This window comes from Bdellovibrio sp. HCB-162, from assembly GCF_047344985.1.
In the GTDB taxonomy this organism is placed as follows: Bacteria; Bdellovibrionota; Bdellovibrionia; order Bdellovibrionales; family Bdellovibrionaceae; genus Bdellovibrio.
In genome coordinates, this window is sequence record NZ_CP178861.1 from 3574482 (window position 1) to 3597032 (window position 22551).

General features: G+C 45.0%; 16 protein-coding genes and 1 other RNA gene. 12 read left to right on the top strand and 5 right to left on the bottom strand.

All coding sequences use genetic code 11. The annotated features are described in order from the left end of the window. Window positions 1–131 precede the first annotated feature (131 nt). From ACLSSO_RS17200 to ACLSSO_RS17220, 5 genes are read left to right on the top strand one after another with little or no spacing between them, the layout of a single operon-like run. A complete protein-coding gene (locus ACLSSO_RS17200; protein ID WP_295905490.1) occupies window positions 132–662 on the top strand; it encodes a hypothetical protein in 531 nt (176 codons plus the stop codon). A 17-nt stretch (window positions 663–679) separates the two neighbouring features. Next, on the top strand, window positions 680–1510 hold the full coding sequence (locus ACLSSO_RS17205) for an ABC transporter ATP-binding protein (RefSeq protein ID WP_295905489.1): 831 nt from the start codon (window positions 680–682) through the stop codon (window positions 1508–1510). Between the two features lie 55 nt (window positions 1511–1565). Continuing rightward, window positions 1566–2279, top strand: a complete 714-nt coding sequence (locus ACLSSO_RS17210) for an ABC transporter permease (protein ID WP_413943542.1) — start codon at window positions 1566–1568, stop codon at window positions 2277–2279. Between the two features lie 2 nt (window positions 2280–2281). After that, entirely contained in the window at window positions 2282–3076 is a 795-nt protein-coding gene (locus ACLSSO_RS17215) for an ABC transporter permease (RefSeq protein WP_413943543.1), read from the top strand. 15 nt (window positions 3077–3091) lie between these two features. Continuing rightward, a complete protein-coding gene (locus tag ACLSSO_RS17220) occupies window positions 3092–3706 on the top strand; it encodes a glutathione S-transferase family protein (protein WP_413943544.1) in 615 nt (204 codons plus the stop codon). A 23-nt stretch (window positions 3707–3729) separates the two neighbouring features. On the opposite strand, the gene ACLSSO_RS17225 is transcribed toward ACLSSO_RS17220, so the two are convergent. Further along, window positions 3730–5553: a M3 family oligoendopeptidase gene (locus ACLSSO_RS17225; protein ID WP_413943545.1), complete on the bottom strand. Its 1824-nt coding sequence runs from the start codon at window positions 5551–5553 to the stop codon at window positions 3730–3732. 30 nt (window positions 5554–5583) lie between these two features. Next, window positions 5584–5968: RNase P RNA component class A (rnpB, locus tag ACLSSO_RS17230), an RNA gene on the bottom strand. Between the two features lie 98 nt (window positions 5969–6066). Between rnpB and ACLSSO_RS17235 the strand changes: the two genes are divergently transcribed. Next, the gene (locus ACLSSO_RS17235; RefSeq protein ID WP_295905479.1) at window positions 6067–6531 is read left to right on the top strand and encodes a fibronectin type III domain-containing protein; all 465 of its coding nucleotides are present in this window, start codon (window positions 6067–6069) and stop codon (window positions 6529–6531) included. A 233-nt stretch (window positions 6532–6764) separates the two neighbouring features. Then, window positions 6765–14447 carry a Calx-beta domain-containing protein gene (locus ACLSSO_RS17240; RefSeq protein WP_413943546.1) on the top strand — a complete coding sequence of 2561 codons (7683 nt, stop codon included), beginning with the start codon at window positions 6765–6767 and terminating at the stop codon, window positions 14445–14447. A 1-nt stretch (window position 14448) separates the two neighbouring features. On the opposite strand, the gene ACLSSO_RS17245 is transcribed toward ACLSSO_RS17240, so the two are convergent. After that, window positions 14449–14877 (bottom strand): four-helix bundle copper-binding protein, encoded by a 429-nt coding sequence (locus tag ACLSSO_RS17245; protein WP_295904428.1) that lies wholly within the window; start codon window positions 14875–14877, stop codon window positions 14449–14451. Between the two features lie 204 nt (window positions 14878–15081). Between ACLSSO_RS17245 and ACLSSO_RS17250 the strand changes: the two genes are divergently transcribed. Next, on the top strand, window positions 15082–16668 hold the full coding sequence (locus ACLSSO_RS17250; protein WP_413943547.1) for an ATP-binding protein: 1587 nt from the start codon (window positions 15082–15084) through the stop codon (window positions 16666–16668). Here the strand turns inward: ACLSSO_RS17250 and ACLSSO_RS17255 are convergent. Continuing rightward, complete coding sequence (locus tag ACLSSO_RS17255; protein WP_413943548.1) at window positions 16643–17413, bottom strand: Bd3614 family nucleic acid deaminase; 771 nt, start codon at window positions 17411–17413, stop codon at window positions 16643–16645. The two genes, ACLSSO_RS17250 and ACLSSO_RS17255, sit on opposite strands and share 26 nt — an antisense overlap. Before the next feature lie 106 nt (window positions 17414–17519). On the opposite strand from ACLSSO_RS17255, the gene ACLSSO_RS17260 reads away from it, so the two are divergent. The 4 genes from ACLSSO_RS17260 (at window position 17520) to ACLSSO_RS17275 (ending at window position 21713) form a co-directional block, all read left to right on the top strand. Beyond that, the gene (locus ACLSSO_RS17260) at window positions 17520–18440 is read left to right on the top strand and encodes a class I SAM-dependent methyltransferase (protein WP_413943549.1); all 921 of its coding nucleotides are present in this window, start codon (window positions 17520–17522) and stop codon (window positions 18438–18440) included. 119 nt (window positions 18441–18559) lie between these two features. Next, window positions 18560–19624 carry a hypothetical protein gene (locus ACLSSO_RS17265; protein WP_413943550.1) on the top strand — a complete coding sequence of 355 codons (1065 nt, stop codon included), beginning with the start codon at window positions 18560–18562 and terminating at the stop codon, window positions 19622–19624. Between the two features lie 116 nt (window positions 19625–19740). Further along, a complete protein-coding gene (gene speE, locus ACLSSO_RS17270) occupies window positions 19741–21030 on the top strand; it encodes a polyamine aminopropyltransferase (RefSeq protein ID WP_413943551.1) in 1290 nt (429 codons plus the stop codon). Window positions 21031–21092: 62 nt separating this feature from the next. Beyond that, the gene (locus tag ACLSSO_RS17275; protein ID WP_295903770.1) at window positions 21093–21713 is read left to right on the top strand and encodes a superoxide dismutase; all 621 of its coding nucleotides are present in this window, start codon (window positions 21093–21095) and stop codon (window positions 21711–21713) included. A gap of 65 nt (window positions 21714–21778) precedes the next feature. On the opposite strand, the gene ACLSSO_RS17280 is transcribed toward ACLSSO_RS17275, so the two are convergent. After that, a complete protein-coding gene (locus tag ACLSSO_RS17280; protein ID WP_413943552.1) occupies window positions 21779–22543 on the bottom strand; it encodes a hypothetical protein in 765 nt (254 codons plus the stop codon). Between the last annotated feature and the right edge of the window lie 8 nt (window positions 22544–22551).

Sequence of the window (22551 nt, forward strand, 5' to 3'; positions counted from 1 at the left end):
AGAGAGGCTTTCCATTCTGTAAGGCCTCTCGAAGAAAGCCTTTTAAGATTCATTTTTCGTATAATAACTTCTTCTCTATGTATTAAAATTTTTCTCATTTTAAGCGCATAGTGACTTCATTGGAGGTCATTATGTCTTTAAAAATTGCTGTGCTAGCGCTTTTCGGGATTTCTGCCGCCTCCATCTCATTTGCCGATCAAATGGGTCCTAATGGCGACAAATTCTACGAAGAAGCAGCTCACTACGAAAACGCCTGCAAAGAAGAACCTTGCAAAGCTCCTTACACAGAACAAGTCGTTTACAATCAAAAAAACAAATTCAATAAACTTTCTGTTGAAACCAAAGAAGTCCTAAAAAAGATCGCGGTTGAGCAAGCGCAAGTTTGGGGCGATACGATTCTTGAGGGTGATTACCATGCTACGGGCCGCACTCGCTTGGATTCTGTTTTGGCTTTCTATAAAGGCAACGAACTTGTTGGCTATAAAATCCAGTACTCTGAAAAAGCTTGGTACACAGGCGACTGTGATTTCGACGGTTCTCGTGAATCTCTTAAGGGTTGCAAAGAAGGTCGCATCGTTGAGGGAAGTTACGTTTCTTCTGACGCGCAAACTTATTTTAGCGATGAAGAACGTTACGCTGAGTTCTCTTTTGTTGGGAATTAGTCTATAGTCGCCTGAATATGGCGATCGTAATCGAAACCAAAGATCTTACCCGCGTCTATCAGACATATCAAAAGCCCGAAGGTTTTTTAAATTCTCTTCGCGGCTTTATCAATCGCAAGCACATTTCCCGCACGGCCGTTGATAAAACCACTTTGCAAATCGAATCCGGTCAAATCGTAGGTTTGGTCGGCGCCAATGGCGCTGGCAAGACAACATTGTTGAAAATGCTTTCAGGACTGGTCACGCCGACAAGTGGTGAAGCTTTAGTTTTGGGCTACAGACCTTCTGAAAGAAAAAACGAATTCCTTCGCCAGATCAGTATTCTGTTAGGTCAAAAGAATCAATTGTGGTGGGACATTTCTCCTGCGGATTCTTACGCTTTGCTTGCGCGCATTTACGATATTGAACCTGGCTATGCACGCAAACGTGTCGAACATTTGGCAGAGATGCTTCAATGTTCACATGTTCTGCACACACAGCTTCGCCGCTTAAGCTTGGGTGAGCGAATGAAGATGGAAATCATCGGCGCCCTTTTGCATGAACCGAAGGTTCTATTCTTGGATGAACCGACGATCGGTCTTGATATCGTCGCACAAGAAACGATTCGGGAATTTCTAGATGCTTACGTGAAAGAAAAAGGTCCCACGGTGATTCTCACGAGTCACTACATGGACGACATTGCCAAGCTTGCTGACAAATTACTTTTGATCAGCAAAGGACACATCGTCTATCAGGGAACCGTTCCTGAATTTGTTGCGAAATCGAATAGCGAACTTGCTGAAAACGAAGAGGTTGATTTTGAAGACGTCATTCGCCGTTTTTTGGAAACGGAATCTCGCGTTCGCTAAGCTCGCGATAGTTTCCAATTTAGAATACAGACTAAATTATTTTGTCGATGCAATTGTGCAGCCGACCCTCACAACGGGAATTGAAATTCTATTGTGGGTCGCCGTCTTTGCGGGAGCTGCAACAAGTGAGATTGCGGGATTCGGTCGCGAGTATTATTTATCCTACGCTCTTTGGGGCGCGTTCTTTGCACGTATTTGCACAAGCTGGATGTATGAGTTTCGCATGATTCAAGAAATTGATTCAGGCAGCGTGAACAGCCTTCTTGTACGCCCGATGAGTTTTTATGAATATTATTTTTCGCAATTGATGGGATATAAATTTATCACGACGATTGTGTCGATGATGATCCCGTTAATTGCCGTCAGTATCTTTGATCTTCCGACAAAATACGCAAGACTGCCTTTGGCCTTTGCCCTGGAGTTTTATTATCTGATTCTTGTGCATTCGATCAGCTTCATTATTGCTTCATCGGCTTTTTATCTGAATAAAGTCTATGCGCTCACTGGGGCAAAGAATTTAGCGTTGTGGCTTTTCACCGGGGAACTTTTTCCTCTGGATTTAATGCCTGAACCGTTTAAATCTTTCGTGATTGCTTTGCCATTCAGTGCCGGAGTTTACGTTCCTGTGGGCTACCTCACAGGACGACTTGAAATTGATTCTATTTGGCAGTCGTTTATTTCAATCACGGTGGCGATCGTCATCGTAAACGCGATCGGCGCTTACATGTGGCGCAAAGGTGTGAACGTTTACACGGGAACAGGAGCGTAAAGATGAAAACTTTAAAAAAGTATTTCTCTTTATATCTCGCTCTTTTCCGCACAAGCTTCATTGCGGATCTTGAATACCGCGTGAATTTTCTTACGCGTATCGCGACCGATATCTTTTGGTATCTTGCCCAGATCATCACCTTTGAAGTTTTGTTCCGTCATACTCCTAAAATTGGTGACTGGAATCTAGAACAAATGCGTGTCTTCCTGGGCGTCATGTTTGTTGTTGATGGACTTTACATGATTATTCTCTCTGAAAATCTGGATCAGTTTTCAGAAAAAGTGCGCAAAGGAGATTTAGATTTGCTCCTTGCAAAACCAGTGAACTCTCAGTTTATTTTGAGTTTGCAAAAAGCTTCAACGGCGATGATCGGGAATCTGATGCTGGGTACGGCGTGGTTTATCTACAGCCTTGTGCAACTGCCCGACTTTGAGTGGCTTCGCCTTTTGTGGCTCCTCGTTCTTATTCCGTGTGGACTCATTGCTCTCTACGCTATGCGCTTTGTAATGGCGTCAACGGCGGTCATCTTTGCGCGTTCTGAAAATCTTCAGTTTATTTGGTATCAGATTTATCGTTTAGGAATGCGACCTGATTCGATTTACGTGCCGTGGTTTAAATGGTTTATCCTGACAGCATTACCTGTGGGTGTGATCGCCAGTGTTCCTGCCCGCGCGCTTCTTGAACCGCCGAACTTTTTGCTTTTTGCCTGGGTGGTGGTGCTTTCGGGACTTTTAATTTATTTATCAAACAGATTTTGGAAATTCGCATTAAAGTTTTATTCGAGCGCAAGCTCTTAAAGAAAGGTTTTAGTTATGTTGAAAATTTATGGATCTCCGATGTCAAGCGCGGGTCGTTGTTACTGGATGCTGGAAGAGCTGGGACTTAATTACGAAGTCATGCCTTTGGATATGAGAAACAAAGAGCACAAATCAGAAGCGTTCATGCAATTAAATCCCAACGGCAAAGTTCCCGTTCTTGTAGATGGCGAATTCGTGATCTGGGAATCTATGGCGATCACAAACTATCTTGCGAAGAAACACAAAAGCCCTCTAGCGGCGCAAACTCCTGAAGAAGAGGGACATGTGATGCAGTGGAGCTTCTGGGCTTTGGCTGAATTCCAAGTTCCAGCGGTGAACTGGCTTATTCAACAAGTCTTCGTTCCTGCTGAACACAGAAATCAACAAGTGATTGACGACGCTAAAAAAGCGATGCCTCGATTGCTGACGGTTCTTGATAAAGGGCTTGAAGGAAAGAACTATCTTGTGAACAACAGATTTTCTTTGGCTGATTTGAACGTGGCTTCTGTTCTCAATATCGTGACAGCCTTGGGTTACGATACATCTTCTTACGCAAACATTCAGCGTTGGGCGAAAGCTTACGCAGATCGCCCTGCTTTCCAAAAAGTAGCGGCTATGCGCAAGCAGTAGACTTCTTTTACGAGAAGCCGCGATTAAAGCGCGAGCTTCTCGAAATCGTTGATCTTCGTTTTGATCACATCAATGGATTTCTGCCAGAATTCAGGACGGCGGATGTCCTCACCTAAATGTTTCTTCACTAAATCTTCCGCTTTCATTCGGCCTGTGTCGCGAAGAATGTCGATGTACTTTTTCATAAATTCGCCGCCCAATTCTTTTTTGCGAGCATAGATACTCATGCTGAAAAGATATCCGAACGTGTAAGGGAAGTTATAAAAACTTCTTCCCGCCATCGCAAAGTGCAGCTTGGTCGCCCAGAACATTTTGTCATTCGCAGACAACGTTGGACCATACCACTTCGTCCAAGCTTCATCCGTCAGACGGATCAGTTCATCAGAACTTAAGCTTCTTTTTTCACGCTGTTCATAAAAATTCTTTTCAAACTCAAAGCGCGCAGGAATATTGATTAAGAAGCTTGTCGCTCCTTCGATTTCTCCCCAGGCAAATTCGATTTTTTCTTCTTTGCTAGAGGCTTCCTCAATCAGAACATCATGTAAAACTGTTTCAGCAAAAATACTCGCCGTCTCTGCCAACGTCATGGGGTAATGAGTTTGCGAGCGCGGAAGATCTTTCATCACCCACGAATGAAAAGCGTGACCCAATTCATGTGCCAAAGTGGAAACGTCACTGTTGGAACCCATGTATGTCATGAATACACGAGGTTCGCGACGCTTTGGAAATCCCGTGCAGTAAGCACCATTGCGTTTATTTGGAAGAACACGTCCTTCAATCCAACGCTTGTCCGCCATCATTTTTACGAACTCACCCATTTGCGGATCAATCGCACTGAAGGAGTCTTGAATCAAAGTCAGAGCTTCTTCGTAACTGCGCTCTTTCTTTCCACCAGACACCGGGCTTTGCGCCAAAAGATCCCAAGGATCTAATTGTTTTTTACCCATAAGCTTTGCCATGATCTGCGGGGCTTTACGAGTCTCAGATAGATTGTCGTAACAAGCCGTGAGCATCGCCTCTAAAGTTTCTTTTTCAATGCGGCTGCTATGAAGAGCGCCGTCTAAGAAATGCACAGGCTTTGCGTAGGATCTTTTTTTATTCACTTCATGGCGCCAACCCGCAAGAGAATTTAAAATCGCAGCAGCTGTTTCTTTGTGATCAGTCCAGGCATTTTGAATACTCTGCCAAGCGACTTTGCGAGTTTCTTCATCCACATTGCGAATCAAGGCACTGGCTTGAGCAAGACCCACGGTTTCTGTGCGATCCTTGTACTTCAAATGACAGCGCATGGAACCACTGAGTTTTGTATAAAGGTCTCCCCACGCACGCATTCCGGGATTTGAAACTGCTTCCAGCAAAGTTTCTTCGCCATCGGATAACAACGTCATGCGGAGTTCGCGTTGGTTCTTCCACAAAAATTCAGAGGGTTTTAATTCAGGATGCGCCAACACTTTCGCAAGAAAGCCATCTGAACAGCGCGTGAGAAAATTTGAAACAGGAATAGAAACTTGCCAAAGGCGAGAGGTCAAACTCGTCAATTCTGATTCTTTCGCCTGGGCTCCTTGATCAGAAGAATCCACAGACAAAACCGAATGAACGTAAGTCATCATGTTATAGGCGTTTGTCGTTGCCGTTTCTTTATCAAGAAGAAACTTTTGTAGACCTTCAACATGCGAATCCGCTGGATCACGCCCCTCTTCGCTCGAGATCTGCAAAGCAACCTTCATGGATTCCGCCAATTTTTCAAGAGAGTTCACAAGTGTGAACTCTCCATCAAATTCTGCTTTGTATTCAGGTGAATTATAAGACGAGTACTCTGATTCGATATCCCAAGCCATTTTTTCCATAGGCTTTAGAGTACCATGCAAGGAAGGCGGGATCACGGTTTTGCTGTAAGCCGGATTCTGTCCTAATCACCAGGTCCCATAATTTGTCCCGATAATCTTGGATGATCATTCCTCTGGGAGTGCCATTACTGACACCCTCAAGCGATCTTACCCGAAAGCTACGGACTGGCCGTCCTACTAGTGCTTCCCTATTTGATCTTGCTCCGCGCAGAGTTTGACTGTTTTCACTCCAGCGGCTCCCCAGACCCTCCCGTTCCCGGTATCTGGCTCATAGCCCTGGACATTCTCTCTGTTTCACTGTTCCTAACGTTACCGTCGAGGGGCGTTACCCCTTGCGCTGCCATATGGAGTCCGGACTTTCCTCTCTAATATCAGGAAGTTAGAGCATTATTAGAGCGATCATCCGCAAAACCGAAGGGGATTTCTAACACCCCCCAGCAAATAGCGCAAGAAGGTTTTCTTCAATCCCATTTTATTTTACTTTCTACGTATCGTTTACAAAAGGAATTTATCATGAAGATCCTCGTATCTCTATTCGCGTTCGCTTTGACTCTTGCTTTGACTTCACCTTCTTTGGCTGAAGAAGGACATGGTGGCGGTGGCCATGAAAACCTACCTGAAAAAATGAACGCACTTTTCCCACAGCCGGCTGAGAAGCCAGAGAAACACGATGTTCCTGCAAAACCTGAATTGTCTGCTCCAGCCTATTTCTCTGAAGTGGCCGGCGACAAAACAGCTTTGACATGGAAAGCAGTTCCAGGTGCTGACGAATATCACGTTCAAGTTGCAACAGATCCAAACTTCAAATGGCTTGTCGCAAATGAATACCACCACAAAACAACTTCTTTTGATGTCACTGGTTTGGAAGCTGGCAAACACTACTTCTGGCGAGTGGCTGCTGTGAAATCAAATAACTGGAGCACGTTCCGCAAGAGTTTCTTTGCGACGTCTATGTTCGCGACTCCTGCTGCGAAATAAGTTTCCCGTTTTTAATGGTAAAATCTCAAAAAAAGCCTCTGGAAGATCATAAATTCCCGAGGCTTTTTTCTTTAGTGTTCCCAGTAAAAACATGGGGACACTTCACAATAAAAATCTCAAGAAAACCTAAAAGAATCCCCTAGATAACCGACAAGTATTCTATGGAGATCACCGGCACGTTCCAGCGCATAGTTGCACTTCTTTTGCTGAGCTTATTCACAGTAAGCTGCTCCATGAATGCATCGTTAAATCCAGCGATCACGGAAAATCAAGTTTTCATGAAAGTGTCCGTTGAATCGGGAACTGCTGTTGTTCTTGAAGAAGGCATCGGTCATCAAATCACTCTTGCGATCGATACGCCCTCTATTCCCGGGATCACACTGAAACCTGAAAATCTACAATGGCGCATTGATGATGAGGACCAAGATTTCGAAGCGTCTTCTGGAACGTTGATTGTGCAGCCGGGAATTACTTACGTCAGTTTCATCGTGAAAGCTCTTCGTGATGGTTATATCGAGAATGACGAAAGCTTCGTACTACGTTTCGACGGCGACCGTTTTTCGAATCTTACAAACAACAGTATCTCTTTTGTCGTAAAGGACAAAACTGAACGAGCCAAAGTGACAGCGACTTCTGCCAGTTTGAACTTCGGTCCGCAACTTAAAGACTCTGTGACAGAAAAATCTTTAACCTTCACCAACTCTGGCGACGCGAGTGCCGAAGGACTTTCTTTCGCTAATCTGTCATCGCCGTTTTCTTATAAAGGCGGAAGTTTTCCTGGGACCGGTGGAACTTGCGGTGCCGTTTTAAATGGCCATTCTTCTTGTTCCGTTGTTTTGACTTATACTCCTACCGAAGTGAATTCTCACTCGCAGAATCTTTCTTGGAATTATAACAATCCTGACCAGTCCGATAGCGGCTCTTTAACGATGTCAGGTCTTGGCGTCGAAGTCGCAGCCATCTTGGGCGGAACTCCCAGCAATCCAAGCAACACTGAAAATTTAAATATTTCCGTTTCAGGTTTTAATATCACTCACTATAAATATTTTCTCGGCCCAAGTGGCACAATAAACTGTGCAAACAGTTCCGGCTATTCTCTTGAGACACCTATTAGTACAGGGATCTCAGACAGCCTCCTTTCACTGAGCAATCAGAATTTAAAAATCTGCGTTGTCGGAAAAGACTCCAATGGTTTGTGGCAGCCTTATAATTCCGCAACAGCTTATTCCTGGACATTTGATACCATCAAACCTTCCGTCGTGATTGCTCAAAAAGTCGGCCAAACGGACCCAACAAAAGATCTGCCTGTACGTTTTTCTTTAGTCTTTAGTGAACCTATTGCTGAAAGTACTTTGTCTGACTCAGACATTAGTTTTATCGGTTCAGCCATCGTTAATACGCACACACTGGTCAAAACCGACAGCACTCATTATGAGCTCGTTGTCTCGGGTGTCGACAATAACGGTGTGATTCAACCCGTTTTAAATGCAGATAAGTTCTCTGATTTAGCGGGAAACCTGAATACAGCTTCGACAGCAACGGATGATCAGGTCACTTATGACAATACGGCTCCGCTGCTTCCTACTTCACTTTCTTGGATTCAAACATCGCCCTCCAAAGCGTCTCCTGTGACGGCGAAGTGGACTCTCTCTACAGCATCTGATGTTGCTGAACAAAGAATTCAGTTCTTTAAAGACGCCGCCTGCTTAACTTTAGATGGCAGCGCGATCACATTGAGCCCTTCTACGAACACCAGAAATTTCTCGGGCCTTGATGGAGAAACTTATACTTACAATCTCACTCTTATCGATACGTCTGGAAATATCTCTGTCTCAGGATGTTCTGATCCGATCTTGTTGGACCGCACGGCTCCAAGTTTAGCGTCATTCACTCCGCCAACAAGTGTGCGTTCGGCCTTACCGACTTCTGTCACTGTTGTCTTTAATGAAGACATGTCGCAAACGTCTTTAGAAAACGCGGCAAACTGGAGCGCGTTGTGCTCAGGAAGCGGCGTGATTTCTATTGCGGGTGTTTCTGCAAGTTCATCAAATTCCGCAACGGTGAATTTGAATATTTCAACAGCTCCGACAAATGCGGAGGTTTGTACTGTCACCGCAAAAAATACTCTCACGGATTTAGCGGGAAATCCTCTTTCCGCGGCCGCGAGTGCACAATATACTTTAGATCTACCTGGTGTTGTTACTTCAGTGACTTCCTCTTTGGCTAATGGATCTTATAAAGCGGGCCAAGCCATTCAAATCACCGTGCAATTTAGTGAAGCAGTCACTGTCGCTGGAGGAACTCCAAGTGTTCTTATTGAAACTGGTTCTACCGATCGTGCTGCCACGTACACGGGTGGTTCTGGTTCAACAACTTTAACATTTCTGTACACCGTTCAAGCTGGAGATAACTCAGCAGATCTTGAATATGAATCTATCAACGCCTTGAACCTCAATAGCGCCACGATCAAAGACAGCTTTGGCAACGATATGATTTTAACGTTGCCGACGCCAGGAACTGCGGGAAGTTTATCAGCAAATAAAGACATCGTGATCGATACTCAAGCTCCTGATGCCTTTGTCATTGCAGGTGTCACAGGCGGAACTGATTCCACACAAGATGAATGGCTCACCAATGGCAGCACGGGAACTTTGCACTGGGGTGCGGCTGTTGGAAGTACACAATATAAAGTCGAAGTTCGCAGTGCGGATGCTTCATCCGTAGTCTGCGCTCAGCAAACTGTAACCACGACTTCGTACACATTTACAGGTTGTACTCTTACAAATGGAACTCAATACACGGCGCGAATCTCTGCGCTAGACGCTGTTGGCAATTCAACGAATGCTTCCAACAATGATTTCTTATTCACGGTTAACACGTCTGCAGTCATTGCGACGATCACAGGACAACCTTCCGGTAAAACCAATCAGACAGTTTTAAACATTGATGTCGCTGGCGCCGACGTTCAGTCCTATCGCTACAAAGTAGGTGCTGCGGCATCTACAAACTGTGCCGACGCCTCCGGATATTCAGGTTATATTGATGTCGCAACAAATATTGCGGATTCGGTCAATGCCTTAGGCAATACGGATATCAAGATCTGTGTGCTTGGAAGAAACTCTGCGAATGTCGACCAAGCTTTAACTTCTGCAACAAGTGCTACATGGACTCAGGATTTAGTGGCGCCGACTTTGACGATCAATCAAAAAACGGGACAAGCAGACCCAACAAATGCAGTTCCAGTGGAATTCACTGTCGTCTTTAGTGAGGCTGTGAATCCAGCGAGCTTTACAACCGCAGATATTACACAATCCGGAACCGCAACGGGTGTGACCTGGAACCTGACGACTTCTGACAATATCACCTGGTCTTTAAAAGCCACGGCCATCACAGGAGCCGGCACTCTCATTCCATCTATTGGCGCTAACAAAGTTACCGATGTGGCCGGCAATAACAATACGGCAAGTTCAAGCACTGATAACTCCATTACCTACGAAACGACGAAACCTTCTTTAACTATTAATCAGAAGGCGGGACAGACAGATCCAACCAACACGCTTCCAATTGAATTTACGATCATTTTTACGGAAGCCATCAATCCAAGCACATTCACGACAGCGGATATCTCTCAGGGAGGAACCGCATCAGGAATTACTTGGGCACTTGGCACTTCAGATAACATCACTTGGACATTGACGGCCTCTGCCGTTACGACAGCGGGAACTTTAATTCCTTCTATCACAGCTGGCAAAGTGAGTGATCCAGCCGGAAATACTAACAATGCTTCCACAACAACGGATAACACCGTCACTTATGATATTACAGCACCGCTCAGTGCCACCTCGCTTGTATGGCAGCAGACTTCACCAACAAACACGACGGCCTTAGTTGCGCAATGGAGCAAGTCAACAAGTACGGACCTGGCTTCTCAAGCTGTGCGCTTCTATACAGGAGCTACTTGCAATACGTACACTGGAACTGAAAACTCTGTTTCAAGTTCAACAACGTCTTCCAACTTTACCGGCACAAATGGAAATACATATTCCTATCAGATTATTTCCACGGACACTGCGGGAAATACAAATACGTCAGCGTGTTCGTCAGCCGTCGTCGTTGATACAACAGTTCCCACTATCACCAATGTCACTTCGAATAAGGCCAATGGCTCTTATACAGTGGGCGAAGTCATTGATGTCAGAGTGACCTTCTCTGAAAACGTGGTTGTCATAGGAACGCCGCTTATTGCCTTAAATACGACTCCCGCTAGATCCGCGTCTTATGCTTCTGGAAGTGGAGCGAATACCTTAATATTCAACTACACAGTTCAAGCGACAGATACGGTGGCTGATCTGAATTATGTCGCGACAAACTCGTTAACAATTGCTTCGGCTTCAATTAAAGACACCGCAACCAACAATGCAACACTCACACTGCCGGGAATAGCGGCCGCGGGCTCGCTCGGTACAAATAAAAATATTGTGATTGATACCACGGCACCAAGTATTACGACCTTCACTGTTACCAATAGCTCTCCAACCAACAGCACGACATTTAATATCACTTCTGCGGTTAGCGGAAGTCCGTCGCACTACTGTATTATGGAGAACAACACAACCGTGTCTGCATGTACTTGGGTGAGTGGTGCAAGCTTACCTGCAACGTTCACAGTCACAACCGTAAACCAAGCGAAAACACTTTATGCCTGGGTGAAGGATCTTGCAGGCAATGTCAGTGCTATGGCGAGTTCTGCTTCGATTACCTATGATGATACTCCTCCGGCGGCGACTTTATCGGGACAGCCCACAGGTTCGAGTGCGAAATACGCTTTGAATATTGATGTCGGCGGCAGCGGTGTCGTTGGATACAAATATAAAATCGGTCCCACAGCTTCAACAGATTGCACAGTGGCGACAGGATATTCCGCCTCAGAAATCGCAGAAGCAACAAACATCACAGATAACATTTCAGCTTACGCCAATGGCAGCGTTAAAGTTTGCGTCGTCGGAAAAGATTTGGCAGGAAACTGGCAAACTTATGCCGCAGCCACTTCGACAACCTGGACGAAGAACTCACCAAATATTCAATTCACGGTGACGACATCAACAGTTTCTGAATACAACGATCCTACTCACACAGTGGCTGTTAGTATTCCTGCTGCAGCCGATATTGCCGTTTCCGTTAGCTACACCTTCTCGAATGGATCCGCACCGTCAGCGACGATGGGAAGCGACTATACGGCTGTAAACGGCACTGCGACAATCGCCGCTGGCAGCACTTCGGTGAACATTGCCATTCCAATTTTAGATAACAGTACAGAAGAGTATGACGAAACATTCAAGCTCACTTTAAGCTCTCCTGTGGGAGCTTATCTTGGAACAAACACCGTGCATACTGTGACGATCACAGATGACGAAGCTCCTCCCCTTGTCACTATTCAAGACGTTTATGTAGTTGAGGGAGCTTCAACAAGTTTGATTGCGACACTGTCGCATCCGACCGACAAAGGATCCGTGTCAATCAACTGGACAAGAGACGTTTGTACCGGGGTCGACTGTGCCGCTGCGGGAACAGATTATACAATGACTGCGACATCAGGAACAGCTTCGGTTCCTTCGGGAAGCACGTCGATCACATTTGGAAATTTAACAAGTGTGGATAATGCGGTTGATGAACTTTATAAACGCGTTCCTATTAAAATCACTGGCATCACCGGCGGTACATCGTACATCTCAAACGCGGATATCATCATTAACGACAATGATTACTCCGCAGGAAAAGATGCGATTGGCATTGAAACAGGTGATAATCACAGTTGCTCTTTAACGAGTGCCGGAAAAGTTTACTGTTGGGGTTACAACGGTTCCGGACAGTTGGGTCAAGGAAACTATTACTCTAGCACTTATCCTAAAGAAGTTTCTCTTGCTGCTCCTGCAATTAAAATCGCCGCCCACTATGGCGTGAGCTGCGCTATCTTAAATACGGGTGCTATCTACTGCTGGGGCGTCGGTAGCCACGGCTCTTATCCAGGTGCCGGGTTGACGGGAACAGGTACAGTTTCTTCCCGCACAACTCCAGCTCTCGTCACGGGAATGAGTTCAGGTGTCACAGATGCAGGCATAGGTTACCTCAACTCATGTGTTATCAAGAATGGCGGCGTGTATTGTTGGGGAGCAAAAGAGTACAACATTCTTGGCGACCCTTCTATCGTATCTTCGACCACCTCTCCTGTTGCAATCAGCGCGCTCTCTTCGGGCGTGAGTAAGATCGCGGTGGGATGGGTTCACGTCTGCGCTATCAAGGCCGGAGAACTCTATTGTTGGGGCGCTAATACCAATGGTGAAGTCGGAGTCGGAAACTTCAATCCTGTAAACACACCAACTCTGATCAGTGGTATCGGAACTGTAGTCGATGCTTGGGCCGGTCTTTATGGAACTTGCGCAAAGAATAATGCGAATCAAGTTTACTGCTGGGGCAACAATGGTGATTACCAAATCACGTGGGGCACGAGTGCCGATTCCAACTCTCCGACGCTTATGACAGAGCTTGCTGGAGCGACGGACGTGTATTTCGGTTATCAGTTCTGCGCAGTGATCAGTGGTGAGCTGAAGTGTCGAGGTCGCAATTATTATGGTGAAATGGGTATCAATCGACCTTCAGGAAGTACTATTGAGCCACTCACAACGGTGGTCGGTGCAAGCTCGGGTGTCACTGCGGTTGCCGGAGCCCATCAAGCGCACACTTGCTTCATTAAGTCAGGTCAAGTTTACTGCACAGGAAATTCCGGTTTTGGACAACTTGGAGATCAGCAAGTTTTGCAAAGCAACGCTCACGTGCTAAGTCCTGACTATGTCGGCGCTTCTTCAATTGCCATGAATGACGAGCACGGCTGCGGAATCTTTAATGGCGCGGTCAAGTGCGTTGGCGACAACTATTTCAATAAGGTCGGAAATCTTTTGGTGGATAGAATTTACTTAGCTCCGACAAGTGTTAAGAATATGGATTCCGGCGTTACGAAAATAGTTGCGACTCCGAGTGGTACGTGTGCTCTGAAGTCAGGCGCCGTGAATTGCTGGGGACGCTCGTGGCTTCGTGGTTCCACAGCCACCTCAGGAAATCCAAATGTGCCTGCAGGGCTTGGCTCAGGCATGGTGGATCTGGCCGCAAGTTCCTCTTATGACTTTGCTTGCGCTATTAATACAGCCGGAAAACTTTATTGCTGGGGTTACCTTGATATGTACAGCATGTTTGATCTTGCTTCATATACGAGCTACGCAACTCCCGTGGAGATCACTTCCGCCGGAACTGATAACGCCAAGGTTCTTATCGGTCGTTATCATGGTTGCGTCTTAAAAACAGATAAAACGGTTTGGTGCACGGGTCTTAATTCCAATGGACAACTTGGACAAGGTGACGCCGTTTCACGAGCGGGATTTGTTCAAGTTCCTGGATTGACTAATATCGACGAAATATCTCTTTCTAGTTATGGAGGCTGCGCACGTATTGGCACATCCACATTGAAATGTTGGGGTCAATACCCTGGACACGGTACAAGCACCAATGCTCTCTCACCGATTGACGTTACGGGCAGTCTTACCAATATCACGTCTCTTCACAGTGGATATATCAATCATTGTGTGATCGCCAATGGCGCCGGCTATTGCTGGGGCTTCAATCGCCAAGATCAGCACGGAAATAATGATTATATCACTGCGGAATATCACTTCTCGCCTACGGCCTTAAGCACTCTAAATGCCTTCGGAACTGTGACTGATATCAAAGCTCAGGGAGCCTTCGGCCTTTGCGGCAAAGTCGGAACAAACTGGTACTGTTCAGGAATGGATTCTTCAGGCCAACTCGGAACGGATAAAAAACCATTCCGCCTGGCCCCTGTTTCCGTAGGACCTTTCCCGAATTAATTTAAATGCGTGCGGCAGAACCGTTGGCGCGCGCCGAAGAATTTCTTTTTCTTTCGATTTCCTCTTTGGGCACTCGCACCGTCATGCCCGACATTCCTCTGCAAGACTCTGCACAGCTACGGCAAATATCCGCACATTGCTGAAAGACTTCGTCATACTCATACCGCTCGCATTCAATGGCGCAAGCACGGCAGAGCTCAAAAGTCAGTTCACAAGATTGATTGTAGAATTCAGACTCCGCGATCAAAAGTCGCGCCGTCATCTGGCACGCATCAACACAGAACTGAAGCAGTGAAAGATGTTTTCCCGAGAAGGCCGTTCCCTTTTCCTCCATACAATAGTGTAAGGTTTCAAGACAACTGCGAGAACAACTGAAACAAAGGTTAATACATTTCGTAATGTCGCTGTCTTGTAGTGGATGAGTAGGCATAACTTCCTCCCTGAAATTAGCTTCTCTTTAAATATATGACGAAAAAATAGAATCACGAAAAAGATGTTCAAGTTCATCGGGGGAGATTGTTAAAGAACATTTAAGAACGCTCCGACACCGGTGTCAGTTGTGAAATTACAAAACTTTAATACCCAGCCGCTTTTGTAATTTTATTAAAATTAAATAATCTGAAAGACTTGTTGTATGACTGAGTCGGTTTACGAAGCACTGTTAAACTCCAACGCCGTGATCGAGTTCGATATTCAAGGCAAAATTCTGTGGGCTAATCAGAATTTTTTAAATCTATTGGGGTATCAGCTTCATGAACTTGTCGGACAACATCATTCGATTTTCTTACCGGAATTTTATCAGCATGAATTTGAATATCTGGAAATGTGGAATCAATTGATTGCAGGTCATACACAAACCGGCGAGTTCAAAAGACTTTCCAAAGAAAAATCCATCGTGTGGATTCAAGGTTCTTACACTCCCGTGCGCAATCTTCAGGGAGAGATCGTAAAGATCGTGAAGATGGCTATGGATGTGACGGAGAAAAAAAGTCTTTCTGAAAACCTTGAAAAGAAAAACAAAGAGCTCCTTTCAGCGGCAGCCAAAGCCAAAGCCGCTACCTACGCCAAATCTGTATTTTTGGCAAATATGAGTCACGAAATCCGCACACCGTTAAACTCTATTATCGGCATCACGGACACATTGGCTGAAACTCTCCTTGACGATCAACAAGCCTCTTTCGTTGAAATTCTTCAAAGAGCCAACAATCAGCTGATGACGATCATCAACGATATACTGGATCTTTCAAAAGTTGAGGCTGGAGAAATTGAGTTAAAACTTCTGCCTTTTGATTTACAGAAACTTTTAGACGAACTCGTTGCCGTGCTTGGATTTCGAGCAAAAGAAAAAGGGTTGCAACTTAACATACAAGTTGAAGAAGATGTTGACGCTTTCTATGTGGGTGATCAGGACCGATTGCGCCAAGTTTTGATGAACTTACTTAATAACGCCATTAAGTTCACCCACAAAGGAGAAGTTTCTTTAAGAGTTGCCAAAAATCGCACTTCCCGCCCCGGAAATATTCTTTTCTGTGTTGCCGACACAGGAATTGGAATTCCCCGCTCGAAATTTAAAGATATTTTTCAACCTTTCACCCAAGCGGACTCTGCGACCACTCGCCGGTACGGCGGCACGGGGTTAGGACTTTCCATCACCAAGAACATTGTTCAATTGATGAATGGCCAAATCTGGCTTGAAAGCGATGAGGGTATTGGCAGCGTTTTCTATTTTACGGCAACTATGGCGTCCACCACAGAACGAAAAACAACTATGCACAACCCCTTGCAAGGACGATATCAATTGAGCGACATCAAACACAACATTGCTAACAGCCGTCTGCGCATCCTGATCGTTGATGACGTTGACGACAATCGCAATCTTTTTGGAATTTATCTGCAAAACACAATTCATCATATAAGCTACGCCCAAAGTGGAATCGAGGCTGTTGAATTAGTAGAACGCCAACACTTCGATATTATTTTTATGGACGTGCAAATGCCGGGAATGGACGGCTATGAAGCCACAGGTCTTATTCGCGCTATTGAACAAAAGGCCGAAAGAACGCCGGCACGCATTTTTGCCTGCACAGCCAACGCATTTTCTGAAGACGTCGAAAAGAGTTTGCAGGCAGGATGTGATATGCACCTGTCGAAACCCATCCGCAAAGACACTCTCATTAAAGCCATCAATTCATTTTTTAGTTCGACGGAAGCTGTTTATTAATCTGATGGCGATCCAAAACCGTTTGCCGCGAAAGCCCTCCGGCTTCCTCGATAGCGTAATAGACTTTTAATGATTCCGGATGAGCGCTCCAATGATAAATCATTCCTGCACACATCTTACAGGGTTTGTGGGTGGAGTATAAAGTTGCTCCCTCGGGAATTTTCTCTTGGGATTCTTTAAAAAGTCTCTGTAGCAGATTCACTTCAGCATGCAGAGTCTTATTTTTGGAGTTAGAGTTCACTCCATAACTTAAAACAGTGCCGTTAGGGTCCACTAAAAAAGCGGCGATATCCCGATCATAATCATGCAACACTTCGCCACGGGGAATCTTCTGTGCAAGTTTCTTTGCAAGCTGTAAATACTCTGGAGGGTTCGTCACAGAACCTTGAGAAATCCACCGACGTACTTCCTGCAACGGGACTTGGTTTTCGACATTCAAGTGGCGCACCGTAATCAGGGCCGCTTCTTCTTCTCCTACATTCTGAAAGCGCAAATTTAAACTCAAGCCGTGATCAAGAGGAAGAATATTTTCCGAAACACGTTTGGCGACAACTTTCACCATGCCCCGACACATTTCCGTCAACGGGCTTGTTGTGAAAATTCTTTGGCGTAAAATAAAGAAACTATGATCGACAAACTCGTCAAACAATCCTTGTAAAAGTTTAACCGTCGCCGACGACGGAGCACTGAACGCTTTAGAAAAATACGCATAGTAGAGAACACCTTCGTGCTCGACAAACGCCACGTCTTTTCCCGGTTTATTTAATATAAAAGCTATATGCTCCGCTCTTTTTTCCGCCAACATGAAGGAATAAGTACCATAACCCCCATTTTTTGTCTAAATATCAACCATGGACATGATCAAGAACCGCCTGGAAAAGAATTTTAAAAAACTCAAGAGCTGGTCTGAGCGTCATCAGATTGAGGCCTTCCGTCTTTATGACCGTGACATTCCCGAATATCCATTCATCGTCGATGTTTATAAAGATCACTACGTCGTTTACGACAAAAGTGACTTCATAAAAGATAAAGATAAAAATCACCTTCCTCATGTTATTGAAGCCCTCAAAGCTCTTTTCAAGACTTCGGAAGATTGTATTGTGATTAAAAAACGTGAGCGCCAAGAAGGACTTAAACAGTACGAAAAGTTGGATTCCAAGGAGCAAACTTTTTCCGTGCGGGAATCCCAAGCTCTTCTAAAAGTAAATCTTTATGATTATCTTGATACCGGATTGTTCCTAGATCACCGTCCGATGCGCCAAAAGGTTTTCAAAACAGCGAAAGACAAAACATTCTTAAATCTTTTTTGCTACACAGGGTCTGTCAGTGTATTTGCGGCCCTGGCGGGGGCCCGCACGACAAGTGTCGACATGTCTCAGACCTATTTGCGTTGGGCCCAAGACAACTTCGAACTGAATAAGATTGATTTAGGTGATCACAGCTTTATCAATGCCGACGTTCTGGAGTGGTTGCGCGCCAATCGCGATCACGCTGCTTTTGATATGATCTTTTTAGATCCTCCCACTTTTTCCAATTCCAAAAAAATGGAAGACAGTTTTGAGGTCGAGCGTGATCAGGATTTTCTCGTCGATGCCTGCATGAGTATGCTGAAGCCCAACGGAGTTTTGTATTTCTCGAATAACAAACGAAAATTCAAATTGTCTGAGAACATTCTTGCCAAATACACCGTCAAAGATCTGACGGAGGAAAGCATTCCACAAGATTTTCACGACAAAAAAATACACTGTTGTTTTGAAATTAAAAATAAATAAGAGACTTATCTATACGGTAAGGTGAACTCACCTTCTACCTGCGCTTAGAATTGTTCCAAACATTCAAAGTGAGGTGAAACGTGATTTCAAGATTTGAAAAGCTCTCTTTGGGAGCTCTAATGTCTTTTTCTCTCTTAGCGTCTACAGTTTTGGCTGAAAATCAAAGCGTTCCGACTCCTGAAAAAGTAGCGCGACCACCGCAATATATTATGATCGGTTTTGATGGCGGTTTGGATTTAAGGCAGTGGCAAGCCACACGCGATTTCGCAGCGGACATGACCAAAAACAACAAGCCTGTGAAATTCACATATTTCATTAGTGGCGTTTATTTTCTTCGCCAGGCCAATCGACACTTCTATGCTCCACCAAAACATGATGTGGGATATTCAAATATCGGTTTTGGCGAAAGTGCGATGGGTATTGCTTCCCGCCTTAACATGATGAACGATGCTTATGCTGAAGGACACGAAATTGCTTCTCGTGGCAACGGTCAGTTTGACGGTGCTCGTGAAAATTGGGACACAAATGACTGGGATTCTGAATTTAAACAATTCAACGATTTGGTCTTCGGGGCTTATTTCAACAACGGTCTGACTCCGAGTTCAAAATACCCTCAAGGGTATGCTTTGGGAGAAAAAGATGTCGTAGGCTTCCGTGCTCCCCGTTTGGGCGTGAACGAGGCTCTATGGCAGACAATGAAGGCTATGAACTTCCGCTATGATGTCTCAGTTCCCGGTGCTTCAACTCTGTGGCCGACAAAAAATAAATACGGCTTCTGGAATATCACTCTTCCTATGATTGAGATGGCCGGAACTGGTAAACTAATCATCGGCATGGATTATAACTTTTACTATGTTCATTCCAAAGCCAAAGAGGATCTCGCAAACCGCGAACACTATCGTAAGGAAATGCTCGACTCTTATATGAACTACTTCAATATGAACTACTACGGTCGCCGCGCGCCGGTGAGCTTGGGTCACAACTTTGAGAAGTACAATGGTGGCGCTTACTGGGACGCTCTTCAGGATTTTGTTAAGAATGTCTGCGGAATGCCAGAGGTAAAATGTGTCAGCTACAAACAATACGCTGATTGGCTCGACACTTTAACTCCTGAAATTCTCACATCTTACAAGCTAGGGCAATTTGACCTGCTTCCACGCCCACGTCGCCCTAATATTCAATAGGGTTTCGCGAGTTTGGTAACTCTTTGAAAGGACGATTTTTTTCTTGTCAGGGGGGTGAAAAGATCCTAGAACCCCCCTTTCATAAAAAACACATCCATTTCTGGGAGGACAGTGAATTGAAAGCTCTAGGTCGCCATATTTTAGTTGAGTTCAGTGGTTGCAACGCTGAGGTTTTGAACGACGTTTCGATCATCGAAAGAAGTATGATTGAAGCCGCGCAAATCGCAGGCGCTACTGTTATTAATTCGACTTTCCATCACTTTTCTCCATGGGGTGTGAGTGGTGTTGTGGTGATTCAAGAAAGCCATTTAGCAATTCACACTTGGCCTGAATACCGTTACGCCGCTGTCGATCTTTTCACTTGCGGCGATTCGGTTGATCCTTGGGTTTCTTTCGAACACTTGAAAAAAGCTTTCCAGGCTAACTACTCTGCTCTTGAAATGAACCGTGGATCTCTTCACGTTATTCAAAAAACAGATTTCCAACCCAAAGTGATGCGCGAGAAACCTTCTTTCGATTTGACGAAAGGTGTGCAAATCGAGCGCAACGTATGGTTCACCGACAAAGACGAAAACCAAGCTTTGTCTTTGCGCTACACCGGTGAAGTTCTTTTCGACGAAACAAATCCATTCCAACGCGTGCGTGTTTTGGATTCTTACTCTCACGGAAAATTCTTGGCGATCAACAATATGGTGATGTGCACAGAGCGTGACGAGTTCCACTATCACGAAATGATCACTCATCCCGTGATGCAAACTCACGGCAACGCAAAGAACGTCCTTGTGATCGGCGGCGGTGACGGCGGAACAATCCGAGAACTTTTCAAGTACGATCAAATTGAAAAAGTGACGATGGTTGAAATCGATGAAGCGGTGATTCGTGCTTCTAAGCAACATCTTCCGCAAATCGCTTCTGAGTTCGGCAACCCGAAATTGAATCTCATCATCGGTGACGGTATTCAATTCGTAAAAGACGCGACTCCAGGTTCTTACGATGTGATCATCGTGGATGGTTCAGATCCTGTCGGTCCTGCGCAAGGTCTTTTCACGGCAGAGTTCTATACGAACTGCAAAAACGCACTGAAAGAGGGCGGCTTGATCGTCACTCAAGGCGAATCTCCAATGTTCCATGAAGGCACTTTCGTTGAATTAAACCAATGCCTTAAAGGAATTTTCGGTAAAGGAAGCGTCCACACTATGCTTTTCCATGCAACGACATATCCATCTGGAATGTGGAGCTTGCAAGTCGGCGTGAAGGGACAATTCCACCCAGCAAAAGACTTCAATAAAGACAAAGCGCGCCAATTCTCTACGGCCAAAGGTCTTAAGTACTACAACGAAGATTTGCACACAGCGGCTTTCTCTTTGCCTACCTTCGTCAGAACAATGCTCGGCGAAAATGCTTAATTCATAGACCGCCTCCTATTTTCATTATAGTTTCAATTGAGACTAAACAATAGGAGGCGTACATGTTCAAACTACCTACTCTACCATACGCAAAAACCGGTCTTGCTCCTTTGTTCAATGAAGAACAAATGACTTACCACTACGACAAACATCACAAAGCTTACATCGATAACTTGAATAAGTTTGCTGAAACAGATGCTTCTCTTAAAGGAAAATCCCTTGAAGAGATCACTCTGACTTCTTCTGGCGGCGTATTCAACAACGCGGCTCAAGCTTGGAATCACACTTTCTTCTGGTTCGGAATGTCTCCGGCTGGTCAAGGTGGCAAACCTTCTGCAGATCTTGAAACTGCGATCAAGCGCGATTTCGGTTCTATGGATGAGCTGAAAGCGAAATTCGTCGATGGCGGTGTTAAAACTTTCGGTTCAGGCTGGATCTGGCTTTGCACAGATGCATCTGGCAAATTGAGCCTGGTTTCTACCTCCAACGCAGCAGTTCCATTCACAAACAACGGCCCAGCTCCCTTGCTAGTTGCTGACGTTTGGGAACATGCTTACTACGTTGATTACAGAAACCTTCGTCAAAAATATCTTGAGACTTTCTGGTCGCAAGTAAACTGGAACTTCGTTTCAGAAAACTACGCAGCTAAAAAAGTTCGCGATTTGACAAAATCAATGACGTAGAAAAAAGGTACCAGGTACCTTTTTCCACCAAAAGGGACTGCGCTTAAAGCCAGTCCCTTTTTTATTTAAAGCTCATAGAAAGTCGTCGATACCAAATACAAAGTATTTTTTGTGTCAGGCGTATAATACACGCCGATAGATGGACGAGAGAAAATCTCTTTAGGACGAAACTGAGACCACGCCATTCCAAGACCTGTGCTCATTTTTTCATAGGGAGAAAGACCCGCTTCGCGCAAGTGTCCCCATGCAAATGTCAGCCACTCACGATCTTTGATCTGATATTGCACATCCAGTCCCCACTCTGCCTCACACTTCAACGAATAAACTAAAATCAAGCCATTGCTGGAGTCGATACGCCCACAGACATTCGTCACAAACGGAGAAAATGTAAAATCACTGCCAGAAAGGCGATAATTAAGACCCAGCTGAAACGAGGTCAAAATTAAATCCGGCTCTTCAATAACCTTCCCATTCTCGGTCACTTTCGATTTAAACCGAGTCTCTGTGAAAGAAAGCGCCCAGTCCGTCGTTTCCCCGCGATAAACATTCACCTTTGCTGTGTAGTTGCTACTCCCGGGAACTGTTAAATAAAATATCGGCACAACTCCGACTTCCAAACGTGAAAGCAATCCCACGCTTAGAGCGTTTGCTACAAATTGAGAGTTGATATTGGCGCCACCTGTTTTCTGAAAGCCCACTTTCCATTGAGGAAGAGTTCGCGCCGACATACTGACAACCGGATTAAAATGAACTCGAGGTTCCAGATAAGATTCTTCAGCCAAGACATTCAAAGAAGAAATGAACACACATAAAAGGATCAAAATCCGCATAAGTCTTA

Coding starts and splice junctions, on each gene's coding strand:
- ACLSSO_RS17200 (WP_295905490.1), top strand. CDS start 132: ATGTCTTTAAAAATTGCTGTGCTAGCGCTTTTCGGGATTTCTGCCGCC.
- ACLSSO_RS17205 (WP_295905489.1), top strand. CDS start 680: ATGGCGATCGTAATCGAAACCAAAGATCTTACCCGCGTCTATCAGACA.
- ACLSSO_RS17215 (WP_413943543.1), top strand. CDS start 2,282: ATGAAAACTTTAAAAAAGTATTTCTCTTTATATCTCGCTCTTTTCCGC.
- ACLSSO_RS17220 (WP_413943544.1), top strand. CDS start 3,092: ATGTTGAAAATTTATGGATCTCCGATGTCAAGCGCGGGTCGTTGTTAC.
- ACLSSO_RS17225 (WP_413943545.1), bottom strand. CDS start 5,553: ATGGAAAAAATGGCTTGGGATATCGAATCAGAGTACTCGTCTTATAAT.
- ACLSSO_RS17235 (WP_295905479.1), top strand. CDS start 6,067: ATGAAGATCCTCGTATCTCTATTCGCGTTCGCTTTGACTCTTGCTTTG.
- ACLSSO_RS17240 (WP_413943546.1), top strand. CDS start 6,765: ATGAATGCATCGTTAAATCCAGCGATCACGGAAAATCAAGTTTTCATG.
- ACLSSO_RS17245 (WP_295904428.1), bottom strand. CDS start 14,877: ATGCCTACTCATCCACTACAAGACAGCGACATTACGAAATGTATTAAC.
- ACLSSO_RS17250 (WP_413943547.1), top strand. CDS start 15,082: ATGACTGAGTCGGTTTACGAAGCACTGTTAAACTCCAACGCCGTGATC.
- ACLSSO_RS17260 (WP_413943549.1), top strand. CDS start 17,520: ATGGACATGATCAAGAACCGCCTGGAAAAGAATTTTAAAAAACTCAAG.
- ACLSSO_RS17265 (WP_413943550.1), top strand. CDS start 18,560: ATGTCTTTTTCTCTCTTAGCGTCTACAGTTTTGGCTGAAAATCAAAGC.
- ACLSSO_RS17275 (WP_295903770.1), top strand. CDS start 21,093: ATGTTCAAACTACCTACTCTACCATACGCAAAAACCGGTCTTGCTCCT.
- ACLSSO_RS17280 (WP_413943552.1), bottom strand. CDS start 22,543: ATGCGGATTTTGATCCTTTTATGTGTGTTCATTTCTTCTTTGAATGTC.